The 13,019-nt window shown below is 58.3% G+C and carries 16 protein-coding genes; 9 read left to right on the top strand and 7 right to left on the bottom strand.

The window, feature by feature from the left end; translation table 11 throughout:
• The 4 genes from Q4Q11_RS18065 to Q4Q11_RS18050 all read right to left on the bottom strand — a co-directional run.
• On the bottom strand, positions 1-704 hold a 704-nt coding region (locus Q4Q11_RS18065), incomplete at its 3' end, for a transposase domain-containing protein (RefSeq protein ID WP_498570370.1).
• A gap of 53 nt (positions 705-757) precedes the next feature.
• Positions 758-1,111 (bottom strand): IS66 family insertion sequence element accessory protein TnpB, encoded by a 354-nt coding sequence (gene tnpB, locus Q4Q11_RS18060; protein WP_075856340.1) that lies wholly within the window; start codon positions 1,109-1,111, stop codon positions 758-760.
• Positions 1,092-1,514, bottom strand: a complete 423-nt coding sequence (gene tnpA / locus Q4Q11_RS18055) for an IS66-like element accessory protein TnpA (RefSeq protein WP_075856341.1) — start codon at positions 1,512-1,514, stop codon at positions 1,092-1,094. Before tnpA ends, tnpB begins: the two co-directional genes overlap by 20 nt.
• A 32-nt stretch (positions 1,515-1,546) precedes the next feature.
• Positions 1,547-1,801 (bottom strand): IS1096 element passenger TnpR family protein, encoded by a 255-nt coding sequence (locus tag Q4Q11_RS18050; protein WP_498570369.1) that lies wholly within the window; start codon positions 1,799-1,801, stop codon positions 1,547-1,549.
• Between the two features lie 275 nt (positions 1,802-2,076).
• On the opposite strand from Q4Q11_RS18050, the gene Q4Q11_RS18045 reads away from it, so the two are divergent.
• The 7 genes from Q4Q11_RS18045 (at position 2,077) to Q4Q11_RS18015 (ending at position 7,803) form a co-directional block, all read left to right on the top strand.
• Entirely contained in the window at positions 2,077-2,502 is a 426-nt protein-coding gene (locus Q4Q11_RS18045; protein ID WP_498570368.1) for a molybdopterin cofactor-binding domain-containing protein, read from the top strand.
• Between the two features lie 118 nt (positions 2,503-2,620).
• Complete coding sequence (locus Q4Q11_RS18040; RefSeq protein ID WP_498570367.1) at positions 2,621-3,259, top strand: PadR family transcriptional regulator; 639 nt, start codon at positions 2,621-2,623, stop codon at positions 3,257-3,259.
• 825 nt (positions 3,260-4,084) lie between these two features.
• A complete protein-coding gene (locus Q4Q11_RS18035; protein WP_498570366.1) occupies positions 4,085-5,008 on the top strand; it encodes an NADP-dependent oxidoreductase in 924 nt (307 codons plus the stop codon).
• A gap of 53 nt (positions 5,009-5,061) precedes the next feature.
• Entirely contained in the window at positions 5,062-5,919 is an 858-nt protein-coding gene (locus tag Q4Q11_RS18030) for an oxidoreductase (RefSeq protein ID WP_498570365.1), read from the top strand.
• A 31-nt stretch (positions 5,920-5,950) separates the two neighbouring features.
• On the top strand, positions 5,951-6,850 hold the full coding sequence (locus Q4Q11_RS18025; protein ID WP_498570364.1) for a hypothetical protein: 900 nt from the start codon (positions 5,951-5,953) through the stop codon (positions 6,848-6,850).
• 19 nt (positions 6,851-6,869) lie between these two features.
• Positions 6,870-7,454, top strand: a complete 585-nt coding sequence (locus Q4Q11_RS18020; protein WP_498570363.1) for a YceI family protein — start codon at positions 6,870-6,872, stop codon at positions 7,452-7,454.
• A gap of 88 nt (positions 7,455-7,542) precedes the next feature.
• Positions 7,543-7,803 carry an NADPH-dependent FMN reductase gene (locus Q4Q11_RS18015; RefSeq protein WP_498570362.1) on the top strand — a complete coding sequence of 87 codons (261 nt, stop codon included), beginning with the start codon at positions 7,543-7,545 and terminating at the stop codon, positions 7,801-7,803.
• Positions 7,804-8,098: 295 nt separating this feature from the next.
• Here Q4Q11_RS18015 and Q4Q11_RS18010 read toward each other — a convergent pair whose 3' ends face one another.
• Positions 8,099-9,991 (bottom strand): sigma-54-dependent Fis family transcriptional regulator, encoded by a 1,893-nt coding sequence (locus Q4Q11_RS18010; RefSeq protein WP_498570361.1) that lies wholly within the window; start codon positions 9,989-9,991, stop codon positions 8,099-8,101.
• Between the two features lie 226 nt (positions 9,992-10,217).
• Between Q4Q11_RS18010 and Q4Q11_RS18005 the strand changes: the two genes are divergently transcribed.
• The gene (locus Q4Q11_RS18005; RefSeq protein ID WP_498570360.1) at positions 10,218-11,270 is read left to right on the top strand and encodes an NAD(P)-dependent alcohol dehydrogenase; all 1,053 of its coding nucleotides are present in this window, start codon (positions 10,218-10,220) and stop codon (positions 11,268-11,270) included.
• 129 nt (positions 11,271-11,399) lie between these two features.
• Positions 11,400-11,651: a ribbon-helix-helix domain-containing protein gene (locus tag Q4Q11_RS18000; protein WP_498570359.1), complete on the top strand. Its 252-nt coding sequence runs from the start codon at positions 11,400-11,402 to the stop codon at positions 11,649-11,651.
• Between the two features lie 74 nt (positions 11,652-11,725).
• Here Q4Q11_RS18000 and Q4Q11_RS17995 read toward each other — a convergent pair whose 3' ends face one another.
• Positions 11,726-11,905: a hypothetical protein gene (locus Q4Q11_RS17995; protein ID WP_498570358.1), complete on the bottom strand. Its 180-nt coding sequence runs from the start codon at positions 11,903-11,905 to the stop codon at positions 11,726-11,728.
• 12 nt (positions 11,906-11,917) lie between these two features.
• The gene (locus Q4Q11_RS17990; protein ID WP_498570357.1) at positions 11,918-13,018 is read right to left on the bottom strand and encodes a WD40 repeat domain-containing protein; all 1,101 of its coding nucleotides are present in this window, start codon (positions 13,016-13,018) and stop codon (positions 11,918-11,920) included.
• Between the last annotated feature and the right edge of the window lies 1 nt (position 13,019).

The raw sequence follows: 13,019 nt of genomic DNA, 5'->3' as shown, positions 1-13,019 counted from the left end.
ATCACCCAGTGAGCCAGAGCACCACGGCTGATGGGAACACCGGCCCGTTCGAACGTCTGCGCCACGCGGTAGAGCGGTGTGCCATCGACGTATTTATGAACGAGCGCGAAGGCCAGCGTCGAGGCCGTGGCGATGCTGCCAGGCAGGGGCTGCGTCGGCATTGGCGCGATCACGACAGGCGTGTTGATCCCGGTGCGGTCACAATGGCGGCAAGCGTACTTGACGCGCACATTTTGCAAGACTTTCGCCTTGACCTCGATATGGAGCTGCTCGGTCACGGCCTCGCCCATGCGATGCATTTGATGATCGCAGCAGGGACAGGTCTTCTGGTCTTCGGGAAGGTCGTATTCGACACGTTGGCGCGGCAAATCTGCCGGCAGAGGCCTGCGGCCACGCTTCTTGCCCGTCTGACCCTCTATCGCTGGCAGGCCAGTGTCCGGAAGCTTGACGACGTCGTCGCCGGCATCACCGTCGCTCCCATCATCGTCGCCCACCGCCTCTTCGGCTTCGTTGAAGAGGCGGTCGATGTGCTTTTCGCTGCGAGGAGCAAAACGATGGAGCTTTGCGAGTGCCAGTTCCTCTTCCAGCTTGACGACCCGAAGCGACAGCGCATCCTTCTCGGCTTTGAGCGCGGCGATTTCGGCAGCATTTGCCGCCAACTGCGCCATCAGTTCTGCAATGCTTGGCTCGCCGGTTCTCGTCATCAGATTCTTGAATCTGAACCGGCCCTGCGCGTCAACAGCTCAATTCGCCATCCTCAGCCGGCGATCTGATATTGCCGAACCGGATGGCGCACCATCGCATCGATATCGATGCCGTCCAGGATCCAGTGGAGCTGCTCGGTCGAGAGTGTCACCACCACAGTCTCTCGGCGGGGCCACCTGAACTTGTCTTCCGTCAATTTCTTCAGGACCATAACAAACCCCGACCGATCAAAGAACAAAAGCTTCACCCGGTCACGCCGGCGATTGCAGAAGGCAAATACCGCAGGAGTAAACGGGTCCAGCGCCATCGTCTCCTGGACCAGGACTGCAAGGCTGTTGATGCCTGCCCGAAAGTCGATCGGCTCTCGGTGCAAATAGACCTCAAGATCAGCGCCCAGTCTGAACATGACCCAGCGCTCCTACGATTGCGACCAGTCCATTCACATCGTCGTACTCAACGGTCAGACTAATCCCATTCGGCAGGAGCGCACTCACCCTAGATGCATGAGAGTGCTTGCCCAATGGCTCGGTCTTCGCCAGCAAATCGCCGCCAGAGGCCGAGGAAATATCTGCAGCAATCCGAACCGGAACGAACCCCGAGACGAGAGGCAAAGGACGTCCTTCTTTGGCTCTCTTCACCCATTTCCGAACAAGATTAGCATTGACGCCGTGCTCCAGCGCCAGACGCGAGACCGAAACGCCGGGTTCCAGGCAAGCCGCGACAAGCCGATCTCTCCACGCAGGGTCATATCGACGACGGCCGTCGCGACCAACAAGCCGCACTTGTAGTTTAGGAGCATCTTCATCCATGATTTGGTGTCCACCTATTTTTGGTGGAAACTTCATGCATCAGAGCACCGCGCTTCAGAAGGCGCACAGAAATTCGCGCTTACGTTCGGCCGGGGAATATTGCGGTCACATTCGTACAGGACCCGGCTGGCTTTGCGCAGCTTCAAATCGCCGAGCGTGATGGCCGGGGAACGGGCACCCGTCTCCCACGAGCCGTACCGCACCGTGTGAATGATGAATTGGTAATGGTGGATGACTTCCCATCCGATAGCGACCTGAAGGACGCCATGAAACTCGCGTAACGTCACCGTCGAGATTGCCTAAACCCTGCGCCACACCATCGGGCTTACGTCCTTCAGCCTAATACGGAATTGCGTGACGAAAACCTCGTCCTCATAGGTCGCCGTCTCCCCGCCAGTTCTTGCTATCCGTTCCGCCTCGCCCCACAAATCCTCATGCTCCCCTATATCGAGATCGAAGTATCAATGACGGCACCGGGGCAAGGCGCCGAATCTCTGGAGCGGTTCAGGTCGGGGGCTTTCGCTGTGGGGGACTGCATGGGAACTATGGGGATTTCACGGCATTGAGTTACATCGCCCATTTCATGGAGGTTCGTATCGAACCGCATACGCGCCGGATCCGGGTGCCGCCGGTCGTCTCCGTCGCCGATTGCGAGCGCGTAGTGAGCCCTCGCACCGCCCGCAGCCAAGTTCAGGGCGTCGTCGTGTGGTCTGTCAGCGCGGCGTTGAGAGAAGAAAGCGAAGTCGATCCCCAGTACGGCGGCTGGTTGAAGTCCGACATCGCCGAATATCACGTCGCAGTCAATGCCGATATAGGTGAGATCGACGTCTCCGTCATTGACGAACCTGACTTTGACGCAAATCGATCTGGGGTCAAAGGTGTAGGAGAAGTTGCGATGACTGGCGCCGCCGCCCTGGCAAACGCGGTTTTCGATGCGACGGACCATCGGCTGCGTAGCATCCCAATTCGCATCGAACACCTGTTATGAGCAGGCGCCGCATAGGTCATGCAAAAATGCCGAGCGGCAAGCGTTGAAGCGGAAGAATCGTGGAAAATACAGCTTCAACTATAAGCTATATATATATATATATATCTAGTAGTTAATCATGCGAGAGCAATCGGTTCTTATGTCATCCATACGCCTTTTCATCTTGTCCTCATTCGCGGAGATTGGACCAATGCATGGCCATCGCCTGAGACTGGAGGCGGACAGAAAGCGGGTGCCATTTTGGACGGACATCCCTGTTGGCGCAGTCTACGGGGCAATGAAACGTCTCGCTGCTGAGGGCCTGCTGCGGGAAGCTGGCCAAGAAAAGCAGGGTAACCGTCCAACGCGTCAACTGTATGAAATCACCGACGCAGGTAAGACGACGCTTGAGGAACTGCGCATCTTAGGGCTGACCGACATCTGGTTTAAATACGATCCCTTCGATCTAGCGTTGACCAAAGCAAACGCTAAAGATCTCGGGGATTTCACCGTTGTCTTGGCCGACAGGCTTGAGCGCATGAAGGAATTGCTGGCCGAGCGGCGCGAAATGATTGAGGGCGCCATTCCCTACATAGGGCTGATCGAAGAGTGGGCACTTCGTCATACGGAGCGCCGTCTCGCCGCGGAGGTCGATTATCTAACCGAGCTCATAGCTTTCGCCCCCGCCATATCCGACGACCAGCACAATCCACGCGCTCGGAAGGAGAAGGTGCTGACCAAAACCAAAGGCGGACAGCGTTATATGAAGCAGAAATAGGCATACTCCGCCGACCTTGACGAGGTATTTTGGACTTGCCTGCACTTCCCGTTGGCTATCTTGAGGATCAGCCAATTGAACAGGTTTTGGAGATTGACGGCCATCTCACTGCTAGCGCTTGTGCCCCAGTCTTGAGCACTGTACGACCGTGGCTTGTCTATGTCGACGATGAACGTCGGCTGGAATGCGCAGAGTGATGCTGCGCGAAGATCCTGCGGAGCGGGCGAGCCCGTCTGGTTCTCGGCCTGGGGATATCGAGAAACAGGTAAGGTCTATGCCCGCTTGACGTATAATCCATATCGCCGTTGGCAGAATACGATCATGCTTTTGGTCCTGGATGGCGCAGTGGTTCGATAGCGCAAGCAATACGACAAACGGCCTGGCAAATTCCGCATTTGACTGATGTATTTTGCGACCGGCCAAGCTGCTCCCGCCGGCAACTCACTGACGCCCAGCGGCGCATCGGCAGGCAATGCTGCTATTGCTGCAATCGGGCCGCGATCTGATGTCGGCCTGCCCATCCGACAGGATGCAGTCCCTCGATTGCTGTTCATTGTTTCCCTTTTTTGTCCCCATGCTCCTCGATAGCGGTCGTCGCCGCGGCCCAAGCAACGTTCGAGAAATACTCACGACATTTCAGGATCGGCGGGACGCCATCATCTCGCTTACCTGCAAAAGTCCTTATTCTCTCAACGACACCTTCGCTGAATGACCGACGGCGGAATAGCTACTCGCCGATGCAATTTTTGCATAATTGCTCTTGTAAGAGTAATTTGGCACGAGTATGTTTCCTTAAACAATCAATGCAATCTCAAGAGGTCTTCTGTGAAATCCATCCGCATCCATGACTTCAATACGCCGGCTGTCATTAACGAGGTTTCGGTTCCATCAATCGAGGCGGACCAAGTTCTTGTCCGCATCACGGCCTCAGCTCTCAACCCACTGGATATCGGTCTGATGGCAGGCTGGGCCGCGCGATTCTTCCCGATCGAATTCCCGTACGCGATCGGATGCGACTTCGCGGGCGTGGTCGAACGGGTTGGCGACGCCGTCACTACGTTCAAGCCAGGGAACGCCGTCGTGGCGTGGGCGGATCCACTGACAGGGGGCGGTCTTTCGGAATATTCCGCCGTGCCAGCCAAAAGCTGCGTTCTACTACCATCGTCGCTAACGCCGATAGAGGGTGCGGCTATTCCAACTGCTGGAAGTACGGCTTGGCACGGGCTGTTCTCGGAAGGCCATATCAAAACCGGTGAAACCGTCCTGGTCCACGCGGCATCCGGCGGAGTTGGGATGTTCGCGGTGCAGTTCGCGAAGAAAGCTGGAGCGCGAGTTTTAGCTACCACATCTGGCGCTGGTGTCGACCTGGTGCGCTCGCTCGGAGCAGATGAAGTCGTCGACTACAAAAGGCAGGATTTTGCACAGGTGTTTCGCGACGTCGATCTGGTTTTAGACCTCGTCGGAGGTGAGACGCAGTCGCGCAGCTATCCGGTTCTAAAGCGCGGTGGGCGCCTCGTATCAACCACAAGTCCGCCGGATGTTGCGGTGGCAAGTGCGCACGGCGTGTCGGCAACCATGATGTATGTCAAACCGTACGTTTCCCGCCTTGATGAAGTGGTGAGGGCCGTTGCTCAGGACGGGTTCAAAGTAGTTCTCGATACCTCGGTACCCTTCGATGCATTTAGCGATGCAATCGAGCGTCAGAGATCTGGTCGGGCACGCGGAAAGATCATCATTACCCAATCCTGAAACTAACCACCAGGACGGTAGTTGGCGAATTCTAATTCCGGAAAGACGATGAGATGAGTGATATTTCGAAAGCTGGCGTGTACGCCCTCGGCCACCGGCAGGTAAATCGGATGGGCTATGGCGCAATGCAACTTGCCGGTCCGCACGTCTTTGGGCCGCCGAAGGATCGCGGCGCGGCACTGGCGGTTCTGCGTGCTGCCGTCGAAGCTGGCGTGAACCATATCGATACCAGCGACTTTTATGGCCCACACGTTACCAATGAGCTAATCCGTGAGGCGCTGCATCCGTATCCTGCAGATCTGGCCATCGTTACCAAAGTTGGTGCACGGCGAGGGAACGACGCGTCGTGGATGCCTGCACAGACACCGCACGAACTCAAGCAGGCTGTTCACGACAATCTGCGCAATCTAGGCCTTGATGCTCTGGACGTCGTCAATTTCCGTATCATGGGTGGAGGCCGACGGGAGGGCTCCATTGAGGAAAGCTTCAGTGCACTCGCGGCGCTGCGCGATCAGGGTTTGATCCGCCACCTGGGCTTGAGCAATGCCACGGCCGCACAGGTCGCCGAGGCTCAGAAGATTGCACCTGTTGTCTGCGTTCAGAACGAATTTAATATCGTCAATCGTACCGACGACGCGCTTATTGACAAGCTTTCGGAGCAGAAAATCGCCTATGTCCCCTTCTTCCCTCTAGGCGGGTTCTCTCCGTTACAGTCCGGAGGGCTTAGAGCGGCAGCCCAACGGCTTGGCGCAACCTCTCGCCAACTCGCATTGGCCTGGTTGCTGGCGCGTGCCCCGAACGTACTGCTTATCCCCGGCACCTCGAGCGTCAGGCATCTTCACGAGAACCTCGAAGCGGCGGCAATCGAACTTTCGGCCAACATTCTTGGGGAACTGGACGCACTCGCCTAATCTGAGATGAAGCGCTGTGGATGGCAATGGCATGCCGTTCCACGTCAAAAATAGATTTCGCAATTCGGAAAATCCCTCCATGTTTGGATTTGGCAGCTCCCCTCAGGAGACGCTAGCCGCGTCGCTGCTCGCCATGACACTGGCCGCCTTTCTGATGTCAGGATTGATGCGTTGGCGCGGCGTCGTGCTCGCCACCGATCTCCTGATGCCCGTTTCATTGCTGGCCGCCTATTGGCTCGTCTACAATAAGGTGCCGGCGTGGCCTCCGGTCGGCGCGGTCAACAAGCTGTTCTACGTGATCGCGGTCGGCGCGGTGGTGGGTCTCACTGCTGAAATCGTCGCCCCGCGCTCGGTTCGCATTCTCGCCCTTGTTCAGCCCGTGGCCGCGGCATTCTACATTGGCCAGCCCAGACTGGGCGTGGCCACCTGGGAAGTTCTGGTGGCGGCCACCGTCGGCATTTTCCTGATGTGGTGTCTGTTGCCCGGCGCAGCGGGTCGGGAGGATGACGTGAAGCGGGGTGGTGTCGGCTCCGCCCTCGCATTCGGCTTTGCGCCGATCGCCCTTTTGGGCGCGTCGTCCTCCTCGTTCCAGCTTTGCCTGATGTTCGCGGCGAGCTCATTCGCGATTCTGGTCGTGCACGCCGTCCGTCCGGCTTTTCGCCTCGGTGGAGCATCGTCGATAGGTGCCTTGGGTGGCCTGATCGCAATAGCTTTTACTGTAGTGCTGATCACGCGCAAAACCGATCTCGTTGCCGTCTCGGTCCTTATCCTATCGGTCGTCCTACCTATGTTCTCGGACCGAATTTGCCGAGCAACCAACCTATCGAAGCCATTTCCGTTTCTGTTCGTCCACGTACTTCTCGCTGCCTCACCCGCCGCCTTAGCGGTCGTCGTAGCGTTCCTGGATTACGGTTCGAGCTTTCCCGTTTAACCTGAGAGGAGAATGAAAAATGAAAGCCAGACTTGCAGCAATGTTGCTTTCGATGGCGGCATTCGCCGGGGCGGTGTCGCCGGCATGGGCCACCAAGTTCGATATCGATCCGGTCCATTCGGGGATCGCATTCTACATCGACCACCTCGGCTTTGCGAAGGTGATCGGCGTGGCGCAGGAATTCTCCGGCGCGTTCGATTTCGACGCAAAGAAGCCGGAAGCCAGTAGTCTCGATGTCAAGGTGACCGTCGCGTCGATCTCGACGAATAACAAGCAGCGCGACGGCGACATCCAGGGCGCCGACTGGTTCAACGCCACGGAATTCCCTGACATCACCTTCGTCGGCAAGGAATTTAAGAAGGTGACCGACACCACCGGACAGATCATCGGCGATCTGACGATCGCAGGCGTCACGAAGTCCACCACGTTGGACGTCACGTTCAACAAAGAGGGCCAGAACCCTTGGAGCAAGGGCCACGATATCGGCTTCAGCGCAACGACGAAGGTCAAGCGCAGTGATTTCGGCATGAAGGCGGCGCTCGGTATGATCGGTGATGAGGTCGATCTAGTCATCCAAGTCGAGGCGAGCGAGCATCAGGGCTGACTAGAAAAACCGGCAAGACAGTTTCCACATCCGGTGCAGTGCGCCGGATGTGGGCAATGGTTAAGACCGCAAGCAGAAGGTAAAGAAAATGCTGAAGCTTGTACTGATCATCGGTAGCACTCGCCTCAATCGCTTTGCAGATAGGCTTGCTAGAGGGCTTATGGAAGGTGCCAAGGATCGTAGCGACTTTAGGCTCACCACCCTTGATCTAAGAGAGGCCGATCTCTTATCTTTTCAAGATGCTGTGCTGCCAGCGTACGCAGGAGGGGTGTTTTCGAACGCCGCTGCCGACGCTTGGCGGAGGAAGCTAGGCGAGTTCGACGGCTTCATTGCCACAGTTGCAGAATAGAATTTCGGCCAACCGCAGCCCTGAAGAACGCTTTAGATTTCGCTCCCACCAGGTGGCCTCGGGAGCCGATTGCATGCACGGATTGTGGCGGGATGTGGCGCTCGCGCTATCGATCATCAGCCCATAACCGCGGTCGGGCTTTCGATGGTGCCGCTTCTCAGCCAGATGAGGGCGCCGCTCGGCCGCCGCCAAAAAGTGTCATACCGCCATCCGAGGTGATGCATCCACCTCGAAAGCGGCAGTGACAGCCCACACAGCCTTACCGCCGATATTTCTCAGGCTTCGCGGAAGATGCTCACATGCTGGGATTTTTTCGAAACGATTGGTCCACGTGTTTGTAGACAGTGGTCCTTGAGACCCCGAGTTCCCGAGCAGTGCGGGATATATTCTGCTCGGTGTTTTCATAGACCGACCGGATTTCCTCACACTTGGCGCGGCTGAGCGGCCTGTCTCGACATTCGTCGCAGCAGTCTCGAGCAAGGTCGGGATTGAGTTTGGCCTCGTCGAAACAGCTTTCATCGACGTAGTCCGCACACCGTCGCACCAAGGCGCGCTGCAGGACGGACCTGAGTTCCCGGATATTGCCGGGCCATCTTCGCTGTGAGAGGGTAGCGATGGCCGCATCAGTCACTGGTGTTCCGGGCGCGATCTTCTCCATGAGGTGGCGCACGATGCTTGCAAAGTCGGTCCGGCCGCGCAGTGGCGGTAAGCGGATGGAGAAAGCGTTCAGACGGAAATAAAGGTCCGCCCGGAACTGCCTTTGCGCCACCATGCTTTCCAAGTCGCGATTGGTTGCCGAGACGATCTGAATATCCACCTTCTGCGTCTTTTGCGCGCCGACAGCGCGAATCTCCATGCTGTCGAGAAACCTAAGCAACGAGGTCTGTGCTGCGAGCGGAATATCGGCGACCTCGTCGAGGAAAAGGGTGCCGCGGTCGGCCATGCGCGCCAACCCGATAGAGCCTTCGGCGCGCGCATTGGTGAAGGCGCCGCGCTCGTGGCCGAAGATTTCCGCGATGAACAGCTCTTCCGGCACGGCGCCGCAATTGAGCGCGACGAACTCACCCTTGCGTGCGCTGACCTTGTGGACATGCTGCGCCATCAGCTCCTTGCCGGTGCCGGTTTCACCGGTAATGTGCACCGGCATGCAGAGCGTCGCCGCCTCGGCAATATCGTCGAGCGATCGTTTAATGGCCGGATCGTGCGCCACGAAGTCCGGCGCTCTCTCCTTGCGGATCAGAGCCGGCATGGCTTGTGACGTTTGCTTTCGCATCGGGGCGTGGTGCTGGCCGATCTGCCGGCAGACCATGAAGACGCCACTGCCTGCCCTATCCCGGATCCGGATGGCACCACCCTTCAACAGGCCGTCGACCGCTTGACCGAAACCGGCTTCGAACAGCGTGTCGAAGTGGTTGCCAATCTTTGCAGGCAGACCGTCCAGCAAGGTCTTGGCCGGACGATTGATCGAAACGATCTCGCCATCGAGCGTGACAGAAACCAGACCTGCGGAGAGCGTGTCGAGATATTCCACGCGCGGATGGAATGCGAAGACAAAGCTTTTGGAATGGCTCTGGTAAAGGAGGCCGTTTTCGATCTGGGCCGCAGCCATACGGACCAAGGCATGCGTATGTTCCTGCCGAGCTTCATGGGCGCAGGAGGCATCGAGCAGGCCAAGAACCTTTCCGTCGGAACCGAAGATAGGCGAGGCCATGCAACTGAGATGCCCATGGCAGGCAAAATAATGTTCCCGCCCGTAGATCGCCACCGGCTTCTCGACGAGGGCGGCCAGCCCTAGCGCATTGGTCCCACGCTCACTTTCGTTCCAGATGCTGCCCGGAATGATCGCGCGGCCGGCTTCGCTTTCTGCGAAATGCTGGTCACTGATCGTATCTAAAACGATGCCGTTGGCATCGCCGAGCGCGATCATGAAATTCGAACCGGCGATCTGAGAATGCAGGAGTTGCATCTCGGCGAGCGCCAGCAGGCGCATTGCGGCGTTCTCCTCGCGCCGCCGCTTCACATTCACGAAGGCAACAACGTTGTGCCGCGGCATGCCGCGTGGATCGAGATTCAAATCCCGGCATCGCTGCCAGCTTTCTGCTACGACGGGATTCAGCATTCCAATGGGAAAACGCTCGCCCTTCTCCAACGCTTTGCGCGCGCGGTCCATTCCTGATAGATGTTGCATGCGCCTCCTCCATGCATAACTTCGAACAAGATAACTGCTTCCATTGCACCTGCGCAATGAACAGAAACTGGACAGATCCTCTGTTCACTCCGTTCAGAAGATGAACGGCCTTTCTTCAGCTTTCTTCAATTATCTAATTGAAATTGCCTGTGTTCCCCAAACGGCATGATACTTGCGCATGATTCCCTGTAACGGCCATTGGCCCAGCGAAGCAGGAGACAGCAGCATGAAAGCGCAAGTTCTGACGCATTATGACGAAAAGCTGGGAACGGGACGATGGGTCTCGCTTCAGGATGTTCCCGACCCAACGATCAAGAAATCCACTGACGTGATCGTACGGATCGGCGGTGCCGGGGTGTGCCGCACAGATCTGCATATTATCGAAGGCATCTGGCGGCCACACATGGATCCGAACGGCAACACGCTTCTGCCGCTGATAATGGGGCATGAGAATGCCGGCTGGGTTGAAGCTGTCGGCAAAGAGGTCGAAGGCATCAAGGTCGGCGATCCGGTGATCGTGCATCCAAAAATCTCTGGTGGCACTTGCCTTGCATGCCGCCGCGGCTTCGACATGCATGGCCCAGGAAAGTTTCCAGGGCTCGACTGCGACGGTGGCTATTCCGAATATCTCTGCACCTCGGAACGCAACATCGTGCCGCTGCCGAAGACGCTGGCGCCCAAGGATGTGGCTCCCTATGCCGATGCCGGCCTCACAGCCTACCGCGCCGTCAAGAAGGCGACCCGCCACCTGTTGCCCGGTGAATCTGTTGTCGTTATCGGCGCCGGCGGCCTCGGTCATATCGGCATCCAGTGCCTGAAGGCCATGTGTGCCGCCGACGTGATCGTCGTCGATATCTCGGACGCTTCGCTCACGCTTGCCGGCAACATCGGGGCCGATAAGCTGGTCAAGGCCGATGGTAATGAAGTCGAGGCCGTTCTCGAGCTCACGGGAGGTCAGGGCGCTGAAGCCGTTATCGACTTCGTCGGCGAGAAAGGTACAACGCTGAAGGGCCTGAAGATGACCCGGCCGATGGGTAGCTACTATGTCGTCGGTTACGGGGAAGACATTCGTGTTCCGACCGTCGACATGGTCATCACCGAAAAAAACATCATCGGCATTCTCGTCGGCACCTGGGCGGAATTGACTGAACTGATGGCGCTCGCCGATCGTGGGCTCGTCGATCTGACGACTGTGGAATACCGTCTCGCAGATGCCAACCAAGCGCTTAAGGACCTTCGTGACGGCAAGATCCACGGACGCGCGGTGCTCATTCCTTAATATGCCGTTCGGTCGCGCAGCTTCTGCTCCCCGCCGGGACGCACGGCGGGGAGCGCTTATGGCCGAGAGGGGCCGAAGGAAGGAAAAAGGATGTGCAGAGTATTGACAGACCAAAGCTCGCAAAGATTCGTGAAGGTTAGCCGATCGGTCCGGATTTCCGGGCATTCGACCAGTATCCGGCTCGAGATGGCGTTCTGGCAGGTTCTGGAAGGCATGGCGAAGAGCGAAGGCCTTTCTATCTCCAAGCTGATTGCGCAACTTTATGCCGAAGCCCTGGAGCGGTCGGTCGGCATGTCGAGCCTGGCTTCCGTCCTGCGAACCGTTTGTCTGCTCTATTACGAGGAGCGCCGTGGCGGAATCGTAACGGCACAGCAGGGGTGAAGGCCGGGTCCGGGCAATGGAAAGCATCGCTCGGCCCCTGTCTTGCCGGATCGTTCCACCGCGTCGCGGGATGCTTAATTGGCCTTGCGGCCGGGATCGCCCCGGCCCTCGGCGATCCAGCGTGCACCAAGCACCAGCGCGCCCATGCTGAAATCCTTCCCGTGGGCGGCAACCATCTCTTCCGATAGTTTGGCAATTCTCTCGAAAAAGGCGTCCTTGCTCGCGTCTTCAGTCCTGCGTTGCTCTTCTTGCATGAGATCCTCCTGCTATTTGAAGATTTCGTTGGGAAAGGTGATGATGGCGGCGTTGCCCAATGCATCGCCTGCCGCCAGATAGCGGCCACTTGCCGACCACCGCAGCGCAGTAACGGCGCCGCCGCTATCCCGGATGGTCAGTTCATCAGGCGATCCTATGCCGGCGATCGCAATTCTACCGTTTGCGTAGCCTGCGGCCACCAGTGTCTTAACCGGATGCGCCGCGACGGTTTCCACCATGACGAAGCCTGCGCGTCCCGTGGCGAGTGCCTTGGCGAGCGTCGTCGCCATAGACCAGCCAGCAATGCGATAGGCTCCGGAAGCAATGACTGTGTTCGCCGCTGGACTCCAGTCGATGGCTCCGATCCGTCCAGGAAATTCGCTGAATGCGATGCTCTCTCCGCTCTCCACATCCAGCACGCAGAGGCCCCCGGTTTGTTGCCCGATTCCGAGCCAGCGGCCGCCCGGACTCCATTTCAGCGACTGCGGCTGTGACGAAAGACTAATCTCGCACAGCGGCTTGGAAGCATCGGCGGTGCGCCGGACGCTCAATCGATCCCGGCCGGAAAGGACGATTAGCGCGCCATCGTCCGATATCGACACGAGCCGCGGAGCCAAGTCGCCGAGTTCGACGTCACGGGACGGGGGTGGTTCGCCCGATTGCAGCCGCAGCCGCCTTCTCACGACCACCGCTGTCAGGTCAGTCGCAGGGTAGTGGGCGAAGGCGTCAATCGGCGTCCGGTCGGACAGAACCTTGCTCTCGATCTCGCCGGAGCGCGCGAGGTGGAGAAGTTCGCCGCTGGCAGTCGAAACGAGGAAGCTGTCGCCCCGATAGGCAGATAGGCCATCGCCCTCCTGGATGCGCGTGCTGATCAACGGCGAGGGATTGCCTTGGCGGGGCGAGATCGTCGTTTGGCCGTTGTCAATCGTGATGCGCGATTCCGGCGGTTCGTTGTCGCCGAGGCGGGCAAGGGCGACCGCGCCGTCAGCGGAACAGATCGCCAAGGCTGTGTCGTCTCCGTTGAAACAGAGTTGGCGAATCGGCGCCGGGCGCCCCCAATTGCGCGCCAGGAGACTGAAGAGAGTGACGTTGGGGATAGTCTGCTGGTTCATT

This window comes from Rhizobium sp. UFLA01-1127 (genome assembly GCF_059803845.1).
The sequence above is the reverse complement of the archived record's forward strand: the minus strand, read 5'-3'. Positions and strand labels throughout refer to the sequence as shown.